The organism is Mycetocola sp. JXN-3, from assembly GCF_014522285.1.
Classification (GTDB): Bacteria; Actinomycetota; Actinomycetes; order Actinomycetales; family Microbacteriaceae; genus Mycetocola; species Mycetocola saprophilus.
The window spans coordinates 1,526,037-1,548,782 of record NZ_CP041635.1; the positions used below are offsets into that span (position 1 = coordinate 1,526,037).

Below are 22,746 nucleotides of genomic sequence, written 5' to 3' on the forward strand. Positions count from 1 at the left end.
CTGGGCTTAGGCTCGGAGCGGCCGGCGCGTTAGCTCAGCAGCGCGCGGATGTCCTCGGCGGTGAGGGCGGCGCCCACCGCGTCGTCCCCGGCGAACATTGCGTCAAACAGGGCCGCCTTCTTGCGCTGCAGGGCGAGGACCTTCTCCTCGATGGTGTCGCGGGCGATCATCCGATAGACAAACACGTGCCGGGTCTGGCCGATCCGGTGGGCCCGGTCGATCGCCTGGTTCTCGGCCGCCGGGTTCCACCAGGGATCCAGCAGGAACACGTAGTCGGCGGCGGTGAGGTTGAGCCCCACCCCGCCCGCGCGCAGGCTCAGCAGGAACACCGGGGCGTCGCCGTTCTGGAAGCGATCGATGACGGCCTGTCGATGGGTGGTGGAGCCATCCAGCATCTCCCAGGCCAGGCCCGCTCGGGCCAGCCGGTCGCCGATGCGGCGCAGGAATGAGGGGTACTGGCTGAAAACCAGCGCCCGGTGGCCCTCGGCGTGGGCCTCGCGCAGGTGTTCGATCAGCAGGTCGATCTTGCGGGCGGGGATATCCGCGTGCTCCTCGGCATCGATCAGCGCCGGATCCAGGGCGAGCATGCGCAGCAGCGAGAGCGAGCGGAACACGATAAAGCGCTGCCGGTCCAGGTCGTCCAGGAGGTCCAGCACCTTCTGGCGTTCGCGCTGCAGGTAGACGTCGTAGAGGTCACGATGCGCGGGGGCGAGGTCCACCTCGATGATCTGCTCCTGACGCTCCGGCAGCTCGGGTGCCACCGATTCCTTGGTGCGTCGCAGCACAAACGGCCGGATTCGCTCGCGCAGCCGGGCAAACAGCGCCCGTCGGTGTGCGGCACGATCGGCCGGGCCCCGGCCGGCCCCGATACCGCGGGAGATGCCCGCGGGTTCGGATTCGATCGGGCGAATGTACTCCAGGGTGAAGCGCGCGGCCGGAGGCAGGAGGCCCGGGGTTACGATCGCGAAGAGTGCGTGCAGGTCGGCCAGGGAGTTCTCCAGCGGGGTCCCGGTGAGGGCGAGCTTCCACTCGGCCGGAAACTCGCGCACGCGGGCGTGGGTCTGCGAGATGGCGTTTTTGACCGCCTGGGCCTCGTCCAGGATCAGCCCGGCCCAGGGGCGCGCGGGATTGTCATACTCGGCGGCATCCAGGCGCAGCAGCGTGTAGCTGGTGATCAGGATGTCGGCACCCTCGGCCAGGGCCGCGATCGAATCCTCGCCCGAGGCACGGGTGCCGCGCACCGTGCGCACCACGAGACCCGGGGCGAAGCGGGCCGCCTCGGCCGCCCAGTTCGCCACCACCGAGGTCGGGGCCACCACCACAAAGGGTCCGGCCTCCGGGTTCTGGGTGCGTGCGTGCCGGATCAGCGCCAGGCACTGCAGGGTCTTGCCCAGGCCCATATCGTCGGCGAGGATGCCACCCAGGCCGTGCTCATAACCGAAGCGCAGCCAGCCCAATCCGGTGCGCTGATAGGGTCGCAGGGTGGCCGCGAGCCCCTCGGGTTCGGGGGCGTCGGCGGGGGTGTCGGCGGTGAGAGCATCGACCAGCAGTTGCCAGGCGGGATCCGCCTCGACGTGGTCCGCTTGGTCGGCCAGCTCGCGCCAGAGACCCGCCTGGGCGGGGCCCACACCGATTCCGGTCTCCCACTCGGGCGCATCGGTGCCCGCGTGTATCAGCTCGGCCAGCGGGGCAAAGGCCGGATGCCTGAGCGAGAAGTAGGTGCCGTCCACCAGCTTGAGTCGACGGGCGTTCCGGGCGAGGGCGCGGAAGAGGGGTTCAAACGGGATCTGAATACCGTCCACGGTGACCGTGACGCCGAGATCAAACCAGTCGGTGCGGGTTCCCGGCTCGGCCCGCACGCTGATGATCGGGGTGCCGGTGAGGTGACGATACTCGGGGGACATCCCGTGCTGCTCGACGCGAACCCCGGGCAGGTTTCTCAGGGTCGGCAGGAGCTCGGTGGAGAACTCGGCCGCGTCAAAGTCGCGCAGCTTGCGCGGGGCGGGGAGGCTGCCCGAGCCGGTGCTCGAAACCGCGCCCGGGGCCAAATCGATCGGCCAATCCGCGGGCAGGGTGCCCTCGGGGAGCACCGCGGAAAGGTTCGGGATGACCCCCGCGCGCACGTGCTCCCACTCCCAGCGCAGCGCCATCACGTGACGCGGTTCGTGCTGCACGTGCAGCACCAGGGTGGTGGCACGTGGCTCGGGAATGCGGATGCTCGCATCGGCGCTGCGGACCTCCACGCGCTCCACCAGCGCCGGCAGGAAATCGCGCTCAAACTCGGCCCGCTCGGTCCGTGGAATGCGAAGCGGAGGCCCGCTCAGCAGATCGGCATACTCGGCGGGCAACGGTGTGCTCAGAGGCGCCAGGGTGAGGGAGTAGGGGGCCGCCTCGGAGAGCGCATAGAGGCCGTGGGTGCCGAGCGCCCGGGCACGGGTGGGGGAAACGGAGTCCTCGTCGATGAGGACCCGAGGGCTCACCAGGACGTCACCATCCGTTCGCGCCAGATCAAGCGAAACCTGGGCGGAGGCAGCCATCCGCACCTCGGGGTTGGTGCGCGATCCCACCAGCGGAATGTTCAGTGCGGCGGCCTGGGCCAGCAGTGGCCAGAGCAGGGGATTATCAAAATTGTCCAGCGTGTACCACTGCGGATCCTGACCCGTTTCGGCCGGGACGCTTGAGCGGTACAGGGCGGTGAACTGTGCAAACCACTGCTGTTCGGCGGCTCCCAGACCCAGCCGGTGACGCTGATGCGCGATCGTGGTCCAGCCCACCCCGGTGGTAACCCATCCGCGCGCCCCGCGCAGCACCGGACGCACGGCCAGGCGCAGCAGCGAGTGACGGGCGGGATTTGCCAGGGTTGCCGCGGTCGCCGTCCGGGAGGTGGGGCCATTCCAGCGCGCCGCCGTCCGAGGGATGGTCTCCCGCAGCTCGGCCCGCAGGGCCAGCTTGGGCTCGTCCGGGCGCGGGGTGGCCGCGAGCGGGATGAGTCGGTCGCGCCAGTTCACGGAGCGGGACGACGGATCGGGCATACCGGTATTCTCTCACCCCGCACCGACACGCTAGGCGTGTGGCGGGCCGATCGGGATCACCGGGGTGCCGTAATCGGTGATCGTGTACTGGCCGCAGCGCGTCACCTTGGGGGCCCGGGTGCCCACGGGAAGGGACGGGGTCTTCACCGCACCCCAGGGTCCCTGAATCAGCACGGACGCCCGCTGCGGCGTCGGGGTGGCCCGGTTATCGAGCCAGATGTAGCGGTTGAAGGCATAGTCCACCTGCAGCAGCTTGCCCGGTTCGGCGAGCCGGCCGTTGACCGGGCGGGCGTCCCAGAAGGACCCCACCGCGACCCCCTCGTGGTTGGACAGCCAGGTGGCCGTGCAGACCACATCCGCCTCATACTGATTCGCCCGGGTGCGATCGGGCACAACCGCCACTGTAATCACGATCATCACCGCGGCGATCAGCACAACCGAGGCGCCGCGCTGGGTGACCGAGTAGCGGCGGGCTGTGATCTCGGCCGTGCGCACCAGCCAGCCGGGCCACACCCGATGATCGGCGAACAGCGCGGTCACCGCCAGCAGCGGTGCAAAAAAGATCGGGGTCAGATAGCGCGGGGCGTCGGTTCCCAGCAGGAGTCCGCCCCCCACCACCACGAGCGGTGCGCCCACGGAGAGCAGGGCCAGAAACAGGGTGACCGGGCGGCGCTCGCGCACCGAGCGGCCGATCAGGAACACGCCGGTTCCCAGGCACACCAGGACGAGCAGGGCACCGATGATTCCGCCCGCGGTAGAGAGATACTCGCCGGCGGCCTTGCCATAGGCGGCGAGCGAGATCGAGAGGCCATCGGGGCGAACGTAGGTGTCCGCGGACTTGGCGATCAGATCGCCCAGCGCGGTTCGGGTGGCGTATCCCAGCACGGTGCCGAGAATCAGCGTCAGCGCCAGCAGGATCGGGACCTTGGGGGAGCGCGGGAGCCGCAGCAGCCACCCGAAACCCAGGGCCAGGATCGCCGGCGCACAGAGCCATCCGGCGATCAGGGGATTGCTCAGGGTGGACACGGCTACCAGCAGACCCAGCACAACAAAGACCAGGACCACCCGGGGGTGGCTGGCCGCGCGGGGCGCGTCCCGTCCGGCGGAGGCGAGGATCCAGGCACACAGCGCGGCCCCGTACAGCAGCGCGATCGTGGTGGCCGCATAGTACGTGGTGGTCATGACCAGCGTGGTCAGCTCGAAGCTGCCACGGCTGATGCTCGACTCGGTCAGGGTGAGGAACACCAGCACGGCAAAACCTGCCAGGGCCGCGATGATCGCCCGGTTGGTGTGTCCGGGTTGGGCGAGGTCGCGCCGGAGGGCTCCCGCGGCAAAACGCAGCGCCCCGTAGATCAGCAGCATCGCGCAGACGGCGAAGGCGAGCTGGGCCGCCGGTCCCGAACCAAACACCGCGGCCAACACGAAGTAGAGCCCGAGTTCGGGGACGAACAGCACGCTGGAGAGCGCCCAGTGCTGCGGCTCGCCCGCGGCGATCGAGGCGTGGACCAGCAGCGGGAACACCGAATCGCCGTCGTGGAACAGGAGCCAGGCGCGGTCGGTGTTGACCAGGTGGGCCAGGGCGATGACGGTGAGCAGGAGGGCGGATCCCCACCCCATGAGCTCGGCACCCAGGCGTGTCATACGCGTGCGTGGGTCCGGGGGCGCCGGCGTCGTCATCATCCGCAGTCCTTCCGCGGGGCCGGCCCCGCACGAATGTGCCGGGGGAGGGCCGTGGACGCCACCGCTGGATTCAGTATGCCGTTTTTTAGCTGAGGATTCACCTGTCCACGCCGCGGTTGGGGCCGTCGGACGGCGGCAGTGATGAGGCCCGGCGTGATGCGGGCCGGGGCACGCGGGGTGACGGTCGCGAGGGCTCGACCGCTACCGGGGCCAGATCCCCGAGGTGCCGCGGCGGTGGCTGCCCAGCAGGTGGGTGTCCACGATCCCGCACGCCTCCATCAGCGCAAACATCGTGGTGGGCCCCACGAAGGTGAAGCCCTCGGCGCGGAGCCGTTTTGCCAGTGCCTCGGACTCGGCCGACCGCACCGGAATGTCGGCAAAGCGCAGCGGCCGCGGGGTCCGATCGGGTTGGAACGACCACACCAGTTCGGCCAGGCCCGGGCCGCTATCACGCAGTGCGAGGGTCGCCCGGGCGTTGGTGATGGTCGCCTCGATTTTGCGCCGGTTGCGGATGATGCCCGCATCACCCAGGAGTCGCTCGATATCTTCCTCGTCAAAGGCCGCCACGCGCTCCGGATCGAATCCGGCAAAGCCCGCCCGGAAGGCCGGACGCTTGCGCAGGATCGTGGCCCAGGACAGACCCGACTGGAACGCCTCGAGGCTGATTCGCTCAAACATCCCGCTCTCATCGCGGACCGGCATGCCCCACTCGGTGTCGTAGTACGCGCGCAGCAGCGGGTCCCCGGCGGCCCAGGGTGGGCGGGCGAGGCCGTCCTCGCCGATGATCAGGTCGATGCTGATCGGGTCGGTGGTGGTGGCGTTGGATTCCTGGGTCATGCGCGGGTCCGTTCTGATTCGAGGAGCGCTCGCTTGGCGTCCAGCCCACCAATGTAGCCGCCCAGCTGCCCGTCGGTGCGCAGGACCCGATGGCAGGGCACAACGATCGGCAGCGGGTTGGTCGCGCACGCGGTCCCCACCGCCCGCATCGCCCGCGGCCGCCCCAGCGCCTCGGCCACGTCGCGATAGCTGAGCGTGTGCCCAAACTCGATCGAGGGCAAAAAGCGCTGAACCTCGCCGCGGAAGGGGGTGGTCAGGCGGCGATCCAGGGTCACATCGAAGTCGCGACGCTCGCCGGCAAAGTATTCGGCCAGTTCGTGGGCGGCGCGATCCACCGGGTCGGCATCACGCAGGATGCGGGGTCCGATCTTCTCGGCGAGGGTGCCCAACACGGTGTCGAAATCCTCGCGTTCGAAGGCGACCCGCACGAGCCCCACGGGGGTCGCGGCCAGCAGCAGGCGGCCCAGCGGGGACTCGATGATCGAATAGGCCACCTCGCGGGCTCCGGTGGTTGTGGCATGGGTGAGAAGATCGCCGCGCAGCCGGGTGAGCACGTCGGTTTCCTCGGGGGCGGTGGTGAGGGAGGTCATGCGGATTCTCCGTCCGGATCGATCGGGAAGGGAAGGGTGAGGGAGGCGGAGGCGCGCAGGGCGCGTATTCCGTCGGCACCGGCCCGCCGGGCGGCGGCCGGGCTGATGCCGGTTTCGGCGGCCACGTCGGCATAGGGCAGGCCCGCCAGATAGTGCAGGGTGATCGCCGTGCGTTGCCCGGGTGGGAGTGCGGCGATGGCGCGGTAGAGGTCCAGATGGGTGGCCTCGGGGCGTCCCCGCGTGGTGGGGGATTCGGGCACCAGATCGAGGCTGGGCCCCTGCCTGCTTTTGGCCCGCAGTACGTCGATGGCCTTGCGATGGGCCACGGTCACCAGCCAGCCACGCATATTCTCGATCCGAGCGATTCGATCCCAGTCGGCCAGCGCGGACACGAAGGTCTCGGCCCAGGCATCCTCGGCATCGGCGTGCCCGCCGAGGACCGCGCGACAGACGCGGAGCACGGTGGCACCGTGCGCATCGATCGCGGTTTCAAACGGAAGGGGAGTGGGCATGGGATCCTCGAGGTGGTTGGGATGTTCTGTCAGGCTAACGCGCGGGACCGGCAAAATGTGAGGTCGGGCGCGCGAAGTCGGGTATTTGTGGGGGCGCCCGTCGCGGGTGCGCGAAGTCGGTGGCGAAGCCGGTAACGTTGACCCGTGGCTCGCCCTCAGAAACCGCGAGCCCTCGGAAGGAATATCGCCGTGACCGCTCGTCGCATTGCGCTTGTCGCCCTGCACTCGTCCCCGCTCGAACCGGTTGGATCCGGTGAGGCCGGCGGGATGACCATCTACCTGCTGACCCTCGCCCGCGCACTGGTGCGCGCCGGGGAACGGGTGGATCTGATCACGCGACGCACCGATCCCGCCGACCCCGCCGTGGTCGAGCTTGAGCCGGGCCTGCGGGTGCGCCTGATCGATGACGGCGACCCCCGCTACCTGGACAAGCCGGACCTGCTGCCGCCGCTGATCGAGGCGTTCTCGCGCGAGCTGGCCGCCGGGGAGCGCTACGACCTGATCCACTCGCACTACTGGTACTCGGGCATGGCCGCACTGCCGGTGGCCCGCGCCTGGGGCATCCCGCACGTGCAGACCTTCCACACCCTGGCGGCCCTCACCGCGACCCTGCGTCCGCCGGGGGCCGGCCCGCAGGAGCCCGAGCGGTTCCGCGGCGAGGCGTGGCTCGCCCGCGAGAGTGACCTGGTCATCTCGCTGAGCCGGGCCGAGGCCGCGCAGATCACCGAGGGCAACGTGCGCGTGGTGGCCCCGGGTGTGGACCGCGAACTCTTCCACCCGGGTGGACCCGCCGGGGACTACCTGCTGATCGCCGCGCGCCTGCGCACGGTCAAGGGCATCGACCTGGCCATCGACGCGCTCGCCCACATCCCCGTGGAGGAGCGTCCCGAGCTGCGCATCGCCGGTGGGGGTACTCCCGCGCACCGACGCCGCATCACCGATCACGCGGCGGCCGCGGGCGTGGAGATCCGTCTGCTGGGCAGCCTGGACCGTGAGCACCTGGCCGCGGCCATGCGCTCGGCCGCGATCGTACTGATCCCCTCCTACTCGGAAACCTTCGGCCTGGTGGCCACCGAGGGTGCCGCCAGCGGTGTCCCGGTGATCGCCTCGCGCGCCGGTGGTCTGCAGGATGCGGTGCGTGAGGGTGTGAGCGGACTTCTGGTGGATGAGCGCAGCCCCGAGCTGTGGGCCGAGGCGATCATGTCGCTGATGAATGATCCCGAGCGTCGCCGCGAGCTGGGGCAGCGTGGCCGCGAGTATTCGGCGGAGACCGACTCCCGGGTGGCCGCAGCCCGCGTACGAGAGCTGTACACCGAACTGATTGCGGCTCCGGCCCGTGACTAATCCATCCGGGACGGGTGCGCTGCCCGCCGAGTTCGCCGCCGGGGTGGCGTTTGTTCACGCGCATCCCGATGATGAGACGCTCACCACCTCGGCGCTGATCGCCGCGCTCGCCGAGGCGGAGATTCCCGTGACCGTGATCACCGCGACCCGTGGCGAACGCGGCGAGATTGTGCCCGGCTCGGTTCCGGAGGGGGCCGACCTGACCTCCGTGCGCGCCGAGGAACTGCGTGCGGCCCTGGCGGCGCTCGGCGTGACCCGGCACCACTACCTGGGCGAGGGGCGACGTCACTACCGCGACTCGGGCATGGTCTGGGGCGCCGATGGTCGGGCGGCTCCCGCCCCCGATCGGGATCCCGAGGCCCTGACCGCCGCCGACCCGGACGAGGTGGATGCCGACCTGCGCGCGCTGCTCGGGGTCGTCTCCGCGGCTGCTCCCGCAGCTTCTGTCGGCTCGGCCTCCTCGGCCGCTCCCTCAGCTTCTGTCGGTTCGGCCGCCTCGGCTGCGTCCGCGACGTTTGCCACGTCTGCCCCCGGAGCGCTGGTCACCTACGACTCCGACGGTGGCTACGGACACCCCGATCACCTCGCCACCCACGAGGCGACGCTGCGGGTCGCCACCGCGCTGGATCTGCCGCTGTTTGTGGTGCTGGATCCGACGGACACGGACTTCGACCTGGAAATTCGCCGCGACGCTCACACGGCGCGTGTGCGTGCCGCGCACGCCGCTCACGCCAGCCAGTTCAGCCTCGCCGAGACCTCGATCACCCACTCCGGCGGCCAGCACCAGGACCTGCAGGCGGTCGAGCGATACCGACGGCTGCGCTAGGGCCTTTCTTCGGCGATTACGCATCGTGGAATGCTCGCCCTGCGCGCAACCGGGCGGTTCCTGTGCCACCCGGTCGGTACCGTAGCCGCGGCCGACGTTAGAGCGTGGCGGGGGCCTCGGTTGTGGTGGAGCGGCCGAGCGGGATCACCAGCGGGGAGCCGGTGACCGGGTCGGTGATCACGCGGCAGGGCAGCTCGAAGACATCCTCGACCAGTTCCTCGGTGATGACCTCGGTCGGGGTTCCGCTGGCACGCACGGCCCCGTCCTTCATCGCGATCACATGGGTCGCATAGCGCGCGGCGTGGTTGAGGTCGTGCAGCACGGCCACCAGGGTTTGTCCACCCTGGTTGAGGTCGCGGAAGAGCTCGAGCACGTCGATCTGATGAGCGATGTCGAGGTAGGTGGTTGGCTCGTCCAGGAGCACCGCACCGGTTTCCTGGGCCAGGACCATCGCGACCCATACGCGCTGGCGCTGTCCACCGGAGAGTTCCTCAACCAGGCGGTCGGCCAGCTCGGTGGTCTTGGTGGCGGCAAGCGCCGCGGACACGGCGGCCTCATCGGCGGCCGACCAGCGGGTGAACAGTCCCTGGTGCGGGTAGCGCCCGCGGGCCACCAGATCGGCGACCCGGATGCCATCGGGCGCAATCGAGGTCTGCGGCAGCAGGCCCAGCCGACGCGCGAGTTCCTTGGTGCCGAGTTTGGCGATGTCGCCCCCGTCCAGCAGCACGGTGCCCTCGCTCGGGGTGATCAGCCGAGCCAGCGAGCGCAGCAGGGTGGATTTCCCGCACGCGTTGGGGCCCACGATCACCGTAAACGAGCCGTCGGGAATCTCGACCGAGAGCTCGGAGCTGATGACCCGGCGATCGTAGCCGATCGAGACCGCGTCCGTTCGCAGCTTGGCGCTTGAGAGGGCGAGCGTCGATGCCTGCTGGGTCATGTTTCTCCCGACGTGGATGGGTGGGGTAGTAAGGGGATCCTCACCACACGCTAGCGCGAATTCGGCGGGATTGTGCCGACGTGGTGTCGATGCTACGACGCCCGACGGTTCGATTCTGGCACCTCGACCTCGACCTCGACCTTGACCTGGTCCGCGGTGCCGGGCACCGCGAGTCCCAACAGGGTCTCCAACGCCTCCAGGTAGCGGTCGTGCTCGCCGGCGCGGGCCAGCTCCCGAGCGCGCACGGTGGGCACGTGCAGCATCCGTCCCATCAGGTGGCGCAGCGCGCGTTCGGCCACGCCGTCGGGGTCGCGCGGGGCCACCCGGGCGACCTCCTCCTCGAGGATCGCATGGGCGTGTCGACGCATCGCGACCACGGCCGGGTCCAGGCCCTGCTCGGAGGTCACCTGAATGAACTTCTTGGCGGCCCGGTTGACCAGCACGCGGGCATGATCGGTGGCCTGAACCTCCTCGAGCGGGGCGTGCAGGCGGATGGTTTCCAGGTCCAGTAGCTCGATGCTCCCGGCCTCCACCACGTTGGGGTTCACGTTGCGGGGCAGACCCAGGTCGATCACCAGCTGGCGGGCGGGGGCGATCACCGGGCAGCCGGGTGCATCCTCGTGCCCCAGCTGCGGCGGCGCGAGCGGGGCGTGTCGCCTTCCGGCGGCCACGATGTCGGCATCCAGCACATAGTCGGTGGCCGTGGTGCAGGTCACGATCAGCGAGGCTTCGGCCACCGCGGTCTCAAAGTCGGTGGCCGCCACCGGCTCGATATCGTGACCCTGGGCGAACTTTGCCGCGCGTCCCGAGGGGGAGTAGACCGACACCTGGGTCACGCCGCGATCGCGCAGGGCCGCCAGACTGGCCCCGGCGTAGGCACCGGTACCGATGAGCAGCACCCGCAGGGCCGACCAGTCGGAGACACGACTGTCGCTGAGATCGAGGGCCAGACGCACCAGGGATCGTCCGGCGCGTCCCAGCGGGGTCTTGTTTTTGACCGCGCGGGAGGTCTGCGAGGCACGCTGGAACAGACGCTCCAGGTCGCTCGTGGTGGTGTCCTCGGCGCGGGCAAATTCCAGCGCTCGGCGCACCTGACCGGCGATTTCTCCCTCGCCCACGACCACGGATTCCAGACCCGAAGATACGGCGAACAGGTGGCGCGCGGCCTCCTCGCCCACGTGCAGATCCCAGGTGTCCCCGAGCTCGGCGGAGTCGAGATTGGTCGAGGATGCGGCGGCAGCGGTCAGCGCCGCGCGTGCCTGGGGTGGGGTGCCCGCGCTGTCGAGTTCCACATAGGCCTCGAAGCGGTTGCAGGTATTGATGATGACGGCCCCGGCGATGGTCGGGTCGGCATCCAGTAGGGCGCGCTCAAGGCGTCCCTCGGCGGCGGAGAGGCGTTCGAGAAGGTCGAAGGAGGAGTTCTTGTGGCTCGCGGTCAAACAGATCAGCACTCATCCATACTAACCCCAGATTTTTTGCGTCTGACCGGGACATACTTCCCGACACTCTGTCGGCGGCGACTCGACCGGGTGTCGGCAACTTTTGCCGCGAGGTTTGAGAAGATGGACTCATGCTTGTCCCCACCACACACCCGCTTCAGGCGGGCCTCACCGCCGAATCCCCGCTGATTTCGGCGTACCGCGGCATCCGTCCCGCCACGACCCCCGTCTGGTTCATGCGTCAGGCCGGACGTTCCCTGCCCGAGTATCGCGAACTGCGTGTCGGCACCGAAATGCTCCAGGCGTGCCTCACCCCGGAGCTGGCCAGCGAGATCACGCTGCAGCCGGTGCGCCGCCACGCGGTGGACGCGGGCATCTTCTTTAGCGACATCGTTGTCCCGCTCAAGCTGGTCGGCGTGGATGTGTCGATCGTGCCCGGTCGCGGACCCGTGATGGGTAAGGCCGTGCGCACCGCCGCCGACGTGGCCGAGCTGGTGCAGAACGATCCCGCCCAGCTGGATAGCGCCCTGGGCCCGATCATCGACGCCGTCGCCCGCACCGTGGCCGAGCTCGGCACCACGCCGCTGATCGGATTCGCCGGCGCGCCGTTCACCCTCGCCGCCTACCTGGTGGAGGGCGGCCCGAGCAAGGATCACATCCGCGCCCGCACCATGATGCACGCCGACCCCGAGTCCTGGGCCGCGCTGATGACCTGGACCGCCGAGATCACCGGCCGCTTCCTGCGTGCCCAGGTGCTCGCCGGCGCGTCGGCCGCGCAGCTGTTCGATTCCTGGGCCGGATCGCTCTCGCCCGAGGACTACGTGCGCCACGTGGCCACCGCCAGCGCCCGCGTGCTCGACTTCGTGCGTGATCTGACCTTCGAGGTCTCCGGCACCGAAACCCGCGTTCCGATCGTCCACTTCGGTGTGGGCACCGGCGAGATCCTTCCGCAGATGCGCGACGTGGGGGCCGACGTGGTGGGGATCGACTACCGCACGCCGCTGGATGAGGGAATCCGCCGCCTGGGCGCCTCCGTCCCGGTCCAGGGCAACGTGGACCCGGCGATGCTCGCCGCCCCCTGGAACGTTCTGGAGGCGCACGTACGAGACGTGCACCGCCGCGGACTCGATGCCCCCGCCCACGTGATGAACCTCGGTCACGGCGTCCCGCCGGAGACTGACCCGACCGTGCTGACCCGCGTGGTAGAGCTGGTGCACTCGCTGTGATCGAACCGCGTCATGTTGTGGTCGTCGGCGGCGGGGTCGCCGGCCTGGTGGCCGCGCTCGACTGCCTGCGCGTGGGTATCCGCGTCACGGTGATCGAGGCCGCCGAGCTGCTGGGCGGATCGGTTTCCCCGGTCACCGTGGGCGACATCGTCCTGGATGGCGGTGCCGAGAGCTATGCGACCCGCGGCGGTCACGTGCGTGAGCTGCTGGTCGAGCTGGGACTCGAGGAGCAGATTGTCGCCCCGAACCCGGCCGGTGCCTGGCTGCGCCGCACCGATGGTGCCTCGGTGCCGCTGCCCAAGACCGCGCTGCTGGGGATCCCGGCCAACCCGCTGGCCGAGGACGTGCGCCGGGTCATCGGATCTAAGGGTGTCATGCGTGCCTACCTGGACCGCGTGCGTCCGGTGCTGACCATCGGCCGCGAAAAGAACCTCGCCGAGCTCGTGCGCAAGCGCATGGGTGACGCGGTGCTCACCGAGCTGGTGACGCCCGTGGTGCGCGGGGTGTATTCGGTGGGTCCCGAGGAGATCGACGTGGATCGCGTCGCCCCGGGTCTCAACCAGGCCCTGACCCGCACCGGATCCCTGGGTGCAGCGGTGGCCGAGCTGACCGATGCCGCAGGCCCCGCCCGCGCGGGTGCCAAGGTTGAGGGCATCATCGGCGGCATGCATACGCTGGTTTCGGTATTGGCGGCGGAGATCATCCGGCGCGGCGGCGTGATCCAGACCGGAACGCCGGTGGCCGGGCTGCACGCCGGTGCGGTGTCCGCCGAGGACCTGCCGATCATCGACTCCGAAGACTTTGTGGCCACCGAGGGCTACTCGATTCCCGAGGGCCCGGGGGAGCACACGCTGTGGACCCTGCGCCTGGAAAACCACTCGGTGCTCTACGCCGACCGGGTGATTGTGGCCACGGCCGAGCTGCCCGCGTTTGACCTGCTGGGACCGGTTGTTGCGGCCCTGGCCGAGGAGACCGCCCAGGTTTCCCCCGAGGTGATCCTCGCCTCGCTGCTGCTGGACGCCCCGAACCTCGACGGACACCCGCGCGGCAGCGGCGTGCTGATCGCCGGCCATGCCGGACAGAGCGGTGTCCAGGCCAAGGCCCTGACCCACTCGAGTGCCAAGTGGGCCTGGCTCGCCGAGGCGCTGGCCGAGCATCCCGGACGTCACGCGGTCCGGCTGTCCTACGATCCGGTAGCCCTGGGGGAGCGGGACGACGCCGAGCTGGCCGAGATCGCCCGCACCGATGCCGCCGCGATCCTCGGCGTGGACCTGCCCGCCGAGACCGTGGCTGGGTTTGCCCGCACCCGCTGGCGCAGCACCCCGCCGGGTTCGGCCCAGGGCGCGCGGGAGCGTGCCGAGCGAATCCGCGCGGCCGTGGCCGCGGTTCCGGGACTCGATGTCACCGGTGCCTGGCTGTCGGGAACCGGGCTCGCCTCGGTGGTCCCCGACGCCCACGCGGCGGCGAAGCGCGTGCGCCACCTGATCGCCGCCGAATACCTGGAGAACGGCGAACTGGCCGCTCCCACCCAGACCCCCACATCCGATAACAGTCCGAATTCAAAGGAGTAGCTTTGTCCATCGACACCAGCCCGGTAAATACCCCGGACTCTCCCTTCGGTTACACCCTCTGGCTTGTCCTGCGCCGGAATCCCGCCTTACGTGGTGAGTACTCCGATGCCGCCGTGGCCGAGCTGAACGCCGCCGTGGACACCCTCGCCGAAAACGGCGTGGTCACCCGCGGCTTCTACGACGTCTCGGGCCTGCGCGCCGACGCCGACCTGATGATCTGGATCCACGGCGACCGCGCCGAGGACCTGCAGTCGGCCGCCCGCGTGCTGCGCCGCACCGAGCTGCTGCGCGAGCTACTGCCCACCTGGAACGCGCTGGGTGTGCACCGTGAGGCCGAGTTCAATAAGCGTCACGTGCCCGGCTTCCTGACCGGCAAGGATCCCAAGCAGTGGATCACCGTCTACCCGTTTGTGCGCAGCTACGAGTGGTACCTGCTGCCCGAGGACGAGCGTGCGCGCATGCTCGCCGAGCACGGCCGCATGGGCGCCAGCTTCCGTGGGGCCATCGCCAACACCGTGTCCTCCTTCGCCCTGGGGGACTATGAGTGGATTCTGCCGATCGAGTCGGATGAGCTGACCGAACTGGTCGACATGATGCGTGAACTGCGCGCGACCGACGCCCGTCGTCACGTGCGCGAAGAGGTACCGTTCTATACCGGCCGGCGGATTCCGGCCGCCGAGATTGTTGAGGTGATCCGATGAGTGAACTGCAAACCCCCGCCCAGACCGGCGGCTGCGGCGGCAACTGTGCCTGCTCGCGTGAGGGCTCGGCCGAGGCCGTGACCATCGAAACCGCGCCGGCCGCGACCGAGACTGCGGCAACCGCGCCGGCCGCAACCGAGGCCGCCGCGCCCCAGGCTGCTGCCCCTGCGGGAATCGTGCCCGGTGCAACCGAGGCAGCCCGTTCCGGTGCCCCCTGGGTCGAGACCCCGGTGGACTATGACGCGATCCTGCTCGCCGGTTTCGGCGGACCCGAGGGTCAGGATGACGTCATCCCGTTCCTGCGTAACGTGACCCGCGGCCGCGGCATCCCCGAGGAGCGCCTCGAAGAGGTGGCCGTGCACTATCGCCACCACGGCGGCGTGAGCCCGATCAACGATCAGAACCGTGAGCTCAAGGCGGCCCTGGAGGCCGAGCTGGCCAGCCGCGGCATCGACCTGCCGGTGATCTGGGGAAACCGCAACTGGAACCCCTACCTGCGCGACGCCGTGCAGGAGGCCCACGACCGCGGCTACCGCAAGCTCATCGCGATCGCGACCAGCGCCTACTCATCCTTCTCCTCCTGCCGTCAGTATCGCGAGGACTTCGCGATCGCGCTGGATGAGACCGGCCTGGAGGGCCAGATCGAAATCGACAAGGTGCGTCAGTTCTTCGACCACCCCGGTTTTGTGACCCCGTTCATCGAGGGTGTCGGCGATGCGCTGGCGAAGATTGTCCAGGATGTGCGCGATATCGACTTGGCCCGCGAGGTCAAGGTCCTGTTTGCGACCCACTCGATTCCGTCCACCGACGCCGTGCGCTCGGGTCCGTCCGAGCGTAACTTCGGCGAGGGTGGCGCGTATGCCGCCCAGCACCTCGCCGTCGCCGAGGTGGTGATGGCCGCGGTGCAGCAGGAGCTGGCCCTGGACCAGGATGTGCCCTGGGAGCTGGTCTACCAGTCCCGTTCGGGCCCACCGAGCATGCCCTGGCTTGAGCCCGACATCAACGACGTGATCGAGGAGCTGCCGGCCACCGGTACCCGCGCGGTCGTGATCGTGCCGCTGGGCTTCATGAGCGACCACATGGAGGTCCTCTGGGACCTCGACAACGAGGCCACCGAGTCGGCCGAGAACGCCGGACTGTACTCGCTGCGGGTGCCCACCCCGGGTACTCACCACGAGTTTGTGAAGGGTCTGGTGGATCTGGTGCTGGAGCGTCGCGACGGCACCCCGGTGTCCGAGCGTCCGGCGATGACCGACCTCGGTCCCTGGTATGACGTGTGCCGTCCGGGTTGCTGCGAGAACGTGCGGGCGGGCTTCAAGCCGGCCCTGGCGGGAATCGCCCCGTGACCGAGCAGCATTCTCCCGCTGCCCCGGGTACCGTTCTGCGGATCGGTACCCGGGGCAGCGCCCTGGCGCTGGCGCAGACCGGCGATATCGCCCGCGCGATCACCGCGGCCACCGGCATCGAGACCGTGCTGATCCCGGTGACCACCCACGGCGACGTGACCCGAGCCTCGCTCGCGAGCCTCGGTGGCACCGGCGTCTTCGCCTCGGCTCTGCGCGATTTCCTGCTCGCGGGGGAGTGCGACCTCGTGGTCCACTCGATGAAGGACCTGCCCACCGCCGCGGCCCCGGGCCTGGCGATCGGTGCGGTTCCCGTGCGGGCGGATGCCCGAGATGCGCTGTGCGCGCGCGACGGGCTGACCCTCGCCGAGCTGCCCGAGGGTGCCCGGGTTGGGACCGGATCCCCGCGCCGGATTGCGCAGCTGCGTCGTCGCCGTCCCGATCTGGAGATCGTGGATATCCGCGGTAACATCGACACCCGGCTGGGCTTTGTCACCTCGGGCGAGCTGGATGCGGTGGTGCTCGCGGTGGCCGGGCTGGAACGCCTGGGCCGTGACGGTGCGATCACCGAGCGCTTCGAGCTGTCCGGGTGGCCGCCCGCTCCCGCCCAGGGTGCGCTGGCGATCGAGGTGCGGGCGGAGTCTGTGGCCGCACCGGTGACCGATCCGATCCGCGCGGCCCTGAACGCCATCGAGCACCCGGAAACCCGTGCGGAAGCCGCCGCCGAGCGCGCGGTACTCGCCCGCCTGGAAGCCGGATGCGCGGCACCGATCGGGGCCCACGCGGTGCTTTCCGACGGGACCCTGGCGCTGCACGCGGCCGTCTATGCCCCCACCGGGACCGACCTGCGCGAGCGCACCGAGGGTGTCGCGGTCTCGGCGGATACGCTGCTGAGCGTCGCCGCCGGGCTGGGATCCGACCTGGCCGATGCGCTGCTCGCCGACGGTGCCGCCGAGATTGCGCCGCTGACCTAGACCGATGAACACGCACGCAGAACCCCAAACCCACGCCACCTGTTCGGCCCTCGCCGGCCGCCGGGTACTGGTGCCCCGCGACGGACGCTGGGGTGTGCAGGTCGCCGAGAACCTGGCCGCCCACGGTGCCACCGCGGTGATCGCCCCGGTGATCGACTTCGAACCGGCCCCCGACGCGGCCGCCCTGGAGCGTGCGCTCGAGGCGCTGGCCGCGGGGGCATTCGACTGGGTGACCGTGACCAGCGCGACCACGGTTCGGGTGCTGCGTGCCCATGCCGCAAAAATTCCGGAAACCACCCGGATCGCCGCGGTCGGCACCGCAACCGCCGCCGCACTGGCCGAAGCTCGCTACCGGGTGGATCTGATGCCGCCCGAGGATCACACCGCCCGCGGTATGGTTGCGAGCTTCGGTGAGCTGAACGCACACCCCGGTCTCGGCCGGGTCCTGGTACTGGACTCGGCCCTCGCGGGCCCCACCCTGGTGGACGGCCTTACCGTTCTCGGTGCCGACGTGACCCGGGTGCACGCCTACCGCACGATCCCGGTGGAACTCACCCCCGAGGTGCGCACCGCGCTGGCCCTCGGTGATATCGACGCGATCCTGGTGACCTCGGGCAGCGTGGCCGTCCAGATCATCACCCAGGTGCCCGACCTGTCCGTCGACGTGGTCCGGGTCAGCATCGGGGATCGCACCACCGAGGCGGCCGAGGCTGCCGGGTTGGCGATCACCATCGAGGCGCCGATCCGACATGCCGAGAGCATGGTCGCGGCCCTAGAAAACCACTATTCTTCCCTCACCCCCGGACTCGCCGTGCCCGATCACGGCGGAGAGGACACCCCATGAATTCCCTGCCCGAGCGGCCCCGCCGCCTGCGTCAGTCCCCGGCGATGCGTCGCCTGGTTTCCGAAACCCGGGTTGATCCCGCACAGCTGGTCCTCCCGCTGTTTGTGAACGAGGACCTCACCGAGAAGCGCGCGATCGGCTCGATGCCCGGCGTATTCCAGCACACCCTGGACAGCCTGCGGGCCGCCGCGACCGAGGCCGCCGCGGCGGGCGTGGGCGGCGTGATGCTGTTCGGGATCCCGACCGTGCGCGACGCCGTGGGAAGTCAGGCCGATGCGCCCGAGGGCATCCTGCAGCGCGCGACCCGTGCCCTGCAGGCCGAGGTGGGCGACGCACTCGTGGTGCAGACCGACCTGTGTCTGGATGAGTTCACCGACCACGGCCACTGCGGTGTGCTCACCGAGGACGGTGCCGTGGACAACGACGCAACCCTTGAGCGTTACGTCTCGATGGCGCTGGCTCAGGCCGAGGCCGGCTCGGCACTGCTGGGCCTCAGCGGCATGATGGACGGTCAGGTCGGCGCGATCCGCGCGGCCCTCGACCGCGCCGGTCACATCGACACCGCGCTGCTGGCCTACTCGGCCAAGTACGCCTCGGCGTTCTACGGCCCCTTCCGCGAGGCCGTGGACTCGCAGCTCCAGGGCGACCGGCGCACCTATCAGCTTGATCCCGGCAATCGCCGCGAGGGCATGCGCGAAACCCTGCTGGACCTCGCCGAGGGCGCGGATATCGTGATGGTCAAGCCCGCGATGTCCTACCTCGACGTGCTCGCCGATGTGGCCGCGATGTCCACCGTCCCGGTGTGGGCGTACCAGGTTTCCGGTGAGTATGCGATGATCGAGGCCGCCGCCGCACACGGCTGGATCGATCGTCGCCGGGCCATCGAGGAGTCGGTGATCGGTATCCGCCGCGCCGGTGCCGACGCCGTGCTCACCTACTGGGCCACCGAGCTGGCCACCTGGCTGCGCGCCTAAACTTTTTTCGTTCCCGATATCTAGGAGCCCCATGACCCACGCCGATAACGCCGACCTCTTCACCCGCGCCAAGTCTTCGATTCCCGGCGGGGTGAACTCCCCGGTACGCGCCTACGGTTCGGTGGGGGGAACGCCGCGTTTCCTGGTGTCCGCCCAGGGTGCCCGGGTGACCGATGCCGAGGGTACCGAGTACGTGGACCTGGTGTGCTCCTGGGGTCCGGCGATCCTCGGTCACGCGCAGCCCGATGTGGTGCGCGCGGTGCAGGAGGCCGCCGCGCGCGGACTCTCGTTTGGGGCATCGACCCCGGCGGAGACCGAGCTGGCCGAGCTGATCCGCGAGCGCGTGAGCGTAAACGGGGTGAGCCCGATCGAGAAGGTACGCCTGGTGTCCACCGGGACCGAGGCCACCATGACCGCGATCCGGCTGGCGCGCGGGTTCACCGAGCGCGAGCTGCTGGTGAAGTTCGCCGGTCACTATCACGGGCACTCCGACGGCCTGCTGGCCGCCGCGGGTTCGGGCCTGGCGACCCTGGCGTTGCCGGGTTCGGCCGGGGTGACCGCGGCCACCGCCGGGCAGACCCTGGTGGTGCCCTATAACAACCTGGATGCGCTGCGCGCGGTCTTCGCCGAGCACGGCGAGAACATCGCCGGGATCATCGTCGAGGCCGCCTCGGCCAACATGGGTGTGGTCCCGCCGGCGCCGGGCTTCAACGCCGCGCTGACCGAGCTTGCGCACGCCCACGGCGCCCTGGTGATCCTGGACGAGGTGCTCACCGGATTCCGCGTGGGACCGGCCGGATTCTGGGGCCTGCAGGCCGCGGCGGGGGAGGGCTATGTGCCCGACCTTTTCACCTTCGGTAAGGTCATCGGCGGCGGCATGCCGCTGGCCGCACTGGGTGGCCGCGCCGAGGTCATGGACCACCTGGCCCCGCTCGGACCGGTGTATCAGGCCGGAACGCTCTCGGGAAACCCGGTCGCCGTGGCCGCGGGTCTGGAGACCCTGCGCCGGGCGACCCCCGAGGTCTATGCCCACCTGGATATCGTCGCCGACACCCTCTCGTCCGCGGTGTCCGCGGCGCTTACGGTCGCCGAGGTCCCTCACGTGGTGCAGCGCGCCGGTAACCTGTTCTCGTTTGTGTTCGCCGAGGAGGCCCCGGTGAACTACGCCGAGGTACAGGCGCAGGACGCCTACCGCTATGGACCGTTCTTCCACGCGATGCTGGATGCCGGCATCAACCTGCCGCCGAGCGTCTTCGAGGCCTGGTTCGTCTCGGCCGCCCACGATGAGGACGCCGTCGCCCAGATCCTCGCGGCGCTGCCCGCCGCCGCCCGCGCCGCCGCGGAGGCCACTCCGGTCTAGGCTCGCCACCAATCCAGATCCGATGCCCGGGACAGGTTTTCCTGTCCCGGGCATCGCCGCGTTTACCGGAAGTTCACACACAATCGTTTTGCGGATGACCCCTCCACGGGGTATATTCCATGTGGAATAGTTTTGTTGGAGGTAATGGTGGCAGAGGTTACACTCAAACCGATTGAGATCGCGGCACTGGGTTTGCTGTTGGAGCGACCGATGCATCCGTATGAGATGTATCAGATCGCCACCCAGCGGCGCGAAGACACCGTGGTGAAGGTCAGCCCGGGCTCGCTGTACCGCGCGGTGTACGCGCTGGAGCAGAAGGAGTACGCGCGGGTCGCCCAGGTGGAGCGCGAGGGTGCCCGCCCCGAACGCACCCTGTTTGAGATCACCGACGAGGGTCGCGAGCGGCTCTATGCCGATGTGGCCGAACTGCTGCGTACCCCACGGATCGAGCGGCCGAGCGTGCTTCAGGCGCTGTCCGAGGCGCACGTGTTGCCCGTGGAGCAGGTGGTGGAACTCCTCACCGAGCGACTGGTGGAGATGCGGGCCCGGGTGGTGCGAATCCGTGCCGAGGTGGCCGCCGTATCCGCCCTCAACGTTCCCGAACTGTACTGGATTAACGTCCCCTACATGCTCACCATGGCCGAGGCTGAGATCACGTGGGTGGTAGCCCAGATTGAACGCCTGCGTGCGGGCGAGCTGTCCTGGCAGGACAGTCGAACCCCCGAGGAAAAGGCCCAGACGGCCGAGCGTAAGGCTCGCAAACACGCTCCAAACCCCTAAATTTTTGATCCCCCTCAGTAGAAAGTGACACTCATGTCAACACCTCCCGCTACCGCCGTGCGGCCCTGGCCGGCGCTGTGGTCGCTGGTCATCGGGTTCTTTATGATCCTGATTGATACCACCATCGTTTCGGTGGCAAACCCCGCGATCATGCGCGGCCTGCACACCGACATCAACACCGTGATCTGGGTGACCAGCGCCTACCTGCTGGCCTATGCCGTTCCGCTGCTGATCACCGGCCGCCTGGGCGACCGATTCGGTCCGAAAAACCTCTACCTGATCGGTCTGACGATCTTCACCCTGGCCTCACTGTGGTGTGGACTGTCGGGCAGCGTCGAGGTCCTGATTATCGCCCGCACCGTGCAGGGTCTCGGTGCCGCGCTGATGACGCCGCAGACCATGGCCGTCATCACCCGCATCTTCCCGCCGGATCGTCGTGGCGCGGCCATGGGTCTCTGGGGTGCCACCGCCGGTGTGGCGACCCTGGTGGGTCCGATCCTCGGCGGCGTCCTGGTCGACGGCGTCGGCTGGGAGTGGATCTTCTTCATCAATGTCCCGGTGGGTATCGTGGGCTTCATCATGGTGTGGCGCAACGTGCCGCAGCTGGCTACCAGCCCGCACCGCTTCGACCTGGTGGGTGTGTTCCTGAGCGCCGCGGGTATGTTCCTGCTGGTATTTGGCATCCAGGAGGGTGGCACCTATGACTGGGGCACCATCGTGGGGCCGATCAGCGTATGGGGTCTGATTATCGCCGGAATCGTGGTGCTGGCAGCCTTTGTGGGCTGGCAGGCGATCACCAAGTCCGAGCCGCTGCTCCCGCTGGACCTGTTCAAGGACCGCAACTTCTCGGTGGGTAACCTGGTCATCACGACCGTCGGGTTCACCATCACCTGCATGTCCCTGCCGCTGGTGTTCTTCTACCAGACCGTGCGCGGGCTGACCCCGACCCAGTCGGCGTTGATGCTGGTGCCGATGGCCGTAATCTCGGCCGGTCTGGCACCGGTGGTGGGCAAGATGATCGACCGGGTCAACCCCAAGTGGTTCGCCCTGTTTGGTCTGACCGTGCTGTCGGTCTCGCTGCTCTGGTACTCGCTGCTGATGACCCCCGATCAGCCGCTGTGGATGATGCTGTTCCCGAGCGCCCTGCTCGGTTTCGCGAACGGTTTCATGTGGGGTCCGGTGTCTAATATGACCACCCGGAACCTGCCCCCGCATAAGGCCGGTGCCGGTTCGGGTGTGTTCAACACCACCCGTCAGATCGGTGCGGTGCTGGGTAGTGCCAGCATTGCCGCGCTGATTCAGGCCCGACTGACCGCCGAGATGCCCGCCGCTCCGGGTGGAGCCTCGGGGCTGTCCGAGATCGGTGGGGGAGAGCTGCCGGTGTTCCTGCACGAGCCGTTCACCACCGCGATGTCGCAGACGCTTCTGTTGCCCGCCGCCGTGGCCCTGCTGGGTGCCCTGTTTGTGCTGTTCTTCCAGAAGCCGAAGAAGGCCGCCTGGGCCGCACCGGAGACCCGCGCCGCGGCACCGGTTCCCGTCGAGGGCTAGACTCCGCCTTCTCCCACACCGCGAATCGCGCGATATGCCCCGAACGGCATGTCGCGCGATTTGCGTTTGAGCGGGGGCTCCATCGCGGGAATCGGGCTGGTCAGATTCGCCTGCGAGCAACCCGGATCCGCGAAACGACGCGCCCGAGCGAGGGTGTCGGCGGTCGCGGCGCGTCGCCCCATTTCTCGGGCAAACCGGGTGTGTGGGTGCCGATTCCGGGGTGCTCGA

Annotated in this window: 19 protein-coding genes; 12 read left to right on the forward strand and 7 right to left on the reverse strand. The window is 69.2% G+C overall.

Translation table 11 applies throughout. From position 1 onward, the window contains the following. Positions 1-29: 29 nt before the first annotated feature. From C7C57_RS07070 to C7C57_RS07090, 5 genes are all read right to left on the reverse strand, one after another. Positions 30-3,032 (reverse strand): DEAD/DEAH box helicase, encoded by a 3,003-nt coding sequence (locus C7C57_RS07070; RefSeq protein WP_187978097.1) that lies wholly within the window; start codon positions 3,030-3,032, stop codon positions 30-32. Between the two features lie 30 nt (positions 3,033-3,062). Continuing rightward, the gene (locus C7C57_RS07075; RefSeq protein ID WP_223144795.1) at positions 3,063-4,673 is read right to left on the reverse strand and encodes a hypothetical protein; all 1,611 of its coding nucleotides are present in this window, start codon (positions 4,671-4,673) and stop codon (positions 3,063-3,065) included. Positions 4,674-4,913: 240 nt separating this feature from the next. Continuing rightward, complete coding sequence (locus tag C7C57_RS07080) at positions 4,914-5,549, reverse strand: DNA-3-methyladenine glycosylase I (RefSeq protein ID WP_187978099.1); 636 nt, start codon at positions 5,547-5,549, stop codon at positions 4,914-4,916. Further along, the gene (locus C7C57_RS07085; protein ID WP_187978100.1) at positions 5,546-6,139 is read right to left on the reverse strand and encodes a methylated-DNA--[protein]-cysteine S-methyltransferase; all 594 of its coding nucleotides are present in this window, start codon (positions 6,137-6,139) and stop codon (positions 5,546-5,548) included. Before C7C57_RS07085 ends, C7C57_RS07080 begins: the two co-directional genes overlap by 4 nt. Further along, on the reverse strand, positions 6,136-6,651 hold the full coding sequence (locus C7C57_RS07090) for an RNA polymerase sigma factor (protein WP_187978101.1): 516 nt from the start codon (positions 6,649-6,651) through the stop codon (positions 6,136-6,138). Before C7C57_RS07090 ends, C7C57_RS07085 begins: the two co-directional genes overlap by 4 nt. A 189-nt stretch (positions 6,652-6,840) precedes the next feature. Here C7C57_RS07090 and C7C57_RS07095 point away from each other — a divergent pair, with 189 nt between their 5' ends. Both C7C57_RS07095 and C7C57_RS07100 read left to right on the forward strand, forming a co-directional pair. Continuing rightward, positions 6,841-7,995 (forward strand): glycosyltransferase, encoded by a 1,155-nt coding sequence (locus tag C7C57_RS07095; protein ID WP_187978102.1) that lies wholly within the window; start codon positions 6,841-6,843, stop codon positions 7,993-7,995. Next, positions 7,988-8,821, forward strand: a complete 834-nt coding sequence (locus C7C57_RS07100) for a PIG-L family deacetylase (protein WP_187978103.1) — start codon at positions 7,988-7,990, stop codon at positions 8,819-8,821. Before C7C57_RS07095 ends, C7C57_RS07100 begins: the two co-directional genes overlap by 8 nt. Before the next feature lie 97 nt (positions 8,822-8,918). Here C7C57_RS07100 and C7C57_RS07105 read toward each other — a convergent pair whose 3' ends face one another. Continuing rightward, on the reverse strand, positions 8,919-9,758 hold the full coding sequence (locus C7C57_RS07105; protein ID WP_187978104.1) for an ABC transporter ATP-binding protein: 840 nt from the start codon (positions 9,756-9,758) through the stop codon (positions 8,919-8,921). Between the two features lie 92 nt (positions 9,759-9,850). Beyond that, positions 9,851-11,209 (reverse strand): glutamyl-tRNA reductase, encoded by a 1,359-nt coding sequence (locus C7C57_RS07110; RefSeq protein WP_187978105.1) that lies wholly within the window; start codon positions 11,207-11,209, stop codon positions 9,851-9,853. A 119-nt stretch (positions 11,210-11,328) separates the two neighbouring features. Here C7C57_RS07110 and hemE point away from each other — a divergent pair, with 119 nt between their 5' ends. The 10 genes from hemE (at position 11,329) to C7C57_RS07160 (ending at position 22,518) form a co-directional block, all read left to right on the forward strand. Continuing rightward, positions 11,329-12,423, forward strand: coding sequence for a uroporphyrinogen decarboxylase (gene hemE / locus C7C57_RS07115; protein WP_187978106.1), 1,095 nt, complete (start codon positions 11,329-11,331; stop codon positions 12,421-12,423). Continuing rightward, a complete protein-coding gene (locus tag C7C57_RS07120; RefSeq protein ID WP_187978107.1) occupies positions 12,420-13,994 on the forward strand; it encodes an NAD(P)/FAD-dependent oxidoreductase in 1,575 nt (524 codons plus the stop codon). The genes hemE and C7C57_RS07120 overlap by 4 nt, the downstream gene beginning before the upstream one ends. 8 nt (positions 13,995-14,002) lie before the next feature. Next, positions 14,003-14,695: a hydrogen peroxide-dependent heme synthase gene (hemQ, locus tag C7C57_RS07125; RefSeq protein ID WP_187978307.1), complete on the forward strand. Its 693-nt coding sequence runs from the start codon at positions 14,003-14,005 to the stop codon at positions 14,693-14,695. Between the two features lie 176 nt (positions 14,696-14,871). Further along, complete coding sequence (locus tag C7C57_RS07130; protein ID WP_030143753.1) at positions 14,872-16,041, forward strand: ferrochelatase; 1,170 nt, start codon at positions 14,872-14,874, stop codon at positions 16,039-16,041. After that, positions 16,038-17,012, forward strand: coding sequence for a hydroxymethylbilane synthase (gene hemC, locus C7C57_RS07135; protein ID WP_187978108.1), 975 nt, complete (start codon positions 16,038-16,040; stop codon positions 17,010-17,012). The genes C7C57_RS07130 and hemC overlap by 4 nt, the downstream gene beginning before the upstream one ends. A 4-nt stretch (positions 17,013-17,016) precedes the next feature. Next, positions 17,017-17,856: a uroporphyrinogen-III synthase gene (locus tag C7C57_RS07140; RefSeq protein WP_187978109.1), complete on the forward strand. Its 840-nt coding sequence runs from the start codon at positions 17,017-17,019 to the stop codon at positions 17,854-17,856. Further along, the gene (gene hemB / locus C7C57_RS07145) at positions 17,853-18,830 is read left to right on the forward strand and encodes a porphobilinogen synthase (protein ID WP_030143750.1); all 978 of its coding nucleotides are present in this window, start codon (positions 17,853-17,855) and stop codon (positions 18,828-18,830) included. The genes C7C57_RS07140 and hemB overlap by 4 nt, the downstream gene beginning before the upstream one ends. Before the next feature lie 31 nt (positions 18,831-18,861). Continuing rightward, a complete protein-coding gene (hemL, locus tag C7C57_RS07150) occupies positions 18,862-20,190 on the forward strand; it encodes a glutamate-1-semialdehyde 2,1-aminomutase (protein WP_187978110.1) in 1,329 nt (442 codons plus the stop codon). Positions 20,191-20,334: 144 nt separating this feature from the next. After that, complete coding sequence (locus C7C57_RS07155) at positions 20,335-20,970, forward strand: PadR family transcriptional regulator (protein WP_255505802.1); 636 nt, start codon at positions 20,335-20,337, stop codon at positions 20,968-20,970. Between the two features lie 33 nt (positions 20,971-21,003). After that, complete coding sequence (locus tag C7C57_RS07160) at positions 21,004-22,518, forward strand: DHA2 family efflux MFS transporter permease subunit (RefSeq protein ID WP_187978112.1); 1,515 nt, start codon at positions 21,004-21,006, stop codon at positions 22,516-22,518. Positions 22,519-22,746 lie beyond the last annotated feature (228 nt).

Coding starts and splice junctions, on each gene's coding strand:
- C7C57_RS07070 (WP_187978097.1), bottom strand. CDS start 3,032: ATGCCCGATCCGTCGTCCCGCTCCGTGAACTGGCGCGACCGACTCATC.
- C7C57_RS07075 (WP_223144795.1), bottom strand. CDS start 4,673: ATGACACGCCTGGGTGCCGAGCTCATGGGGTGGGGATCCGCCCTCCTG.
- C7C57_RS07080 (WP_187978099.1), bottom strand. CDS start 5,549: ATGACCCAGGAATCCAACGCCACCACCACCGACCCGATCAGCATCGAC.
- C7C57_RS07085 (WP_187978100.1), bottom strand. CDS start 6,139: ATGACCTCCCTCACCACCGCCCCCGAGGAAACCGACGTGCTCACCCGG.
- C7C57_RS07090 (WP_187978101.1), bottom strand. CDS start 6,651: ATGCCCACTCCCCTTCCGTTTGAAACCGCGATCGATGCGCACGGTGCC.
- C7C57_RS07105 (WP_187978104.1), bottom strand. CDS start 9,758: ATGACCCAGCAGGCATCGACGCTCGCCCTCTCAAGCGCCAAGCTGCGA.
- hemE (WP_187978106.1), top strand. CDS start 11,329: ATGCTTGTCCCCACCACACACCCGCTTCAGGCGGGCCTCACCGCCGAA.
- C7C57_RS07140 (WP_187978109.1), top strand. CDS start 17,017: ATGAACACGCACGCAGAACCCCAAACCCACGCCACCTGTTCGGCCCTC.
- hemB (WP_030143750.1), top strand. CDS start 17,853: ATGAATTCCCTGCCCGAGCGGCCCCGCCGCCTGCGTCAGTCCCCGGCG.
- hemL (WP_187978110.1), top strand. CDS start 18,862: ATGACCCACGCCGATAACGCCGACCTCTTCACCCGCGCCAAGTCTTCG.
- C7C57_RS07155 (WP_255505802.1), top strand. CDS start 20,335: ATGGTGGCAGAGGTTACACTCAAACCGATTGAGATCGCGGCACTGGGT.
- C7C57_RS07160 (WP_187978112.1), top strand. CDS start 21,004: ATGTCAACACCTCCCGCTACCGCCGTGCGGCCCTGGCCGGCGCTGTGG.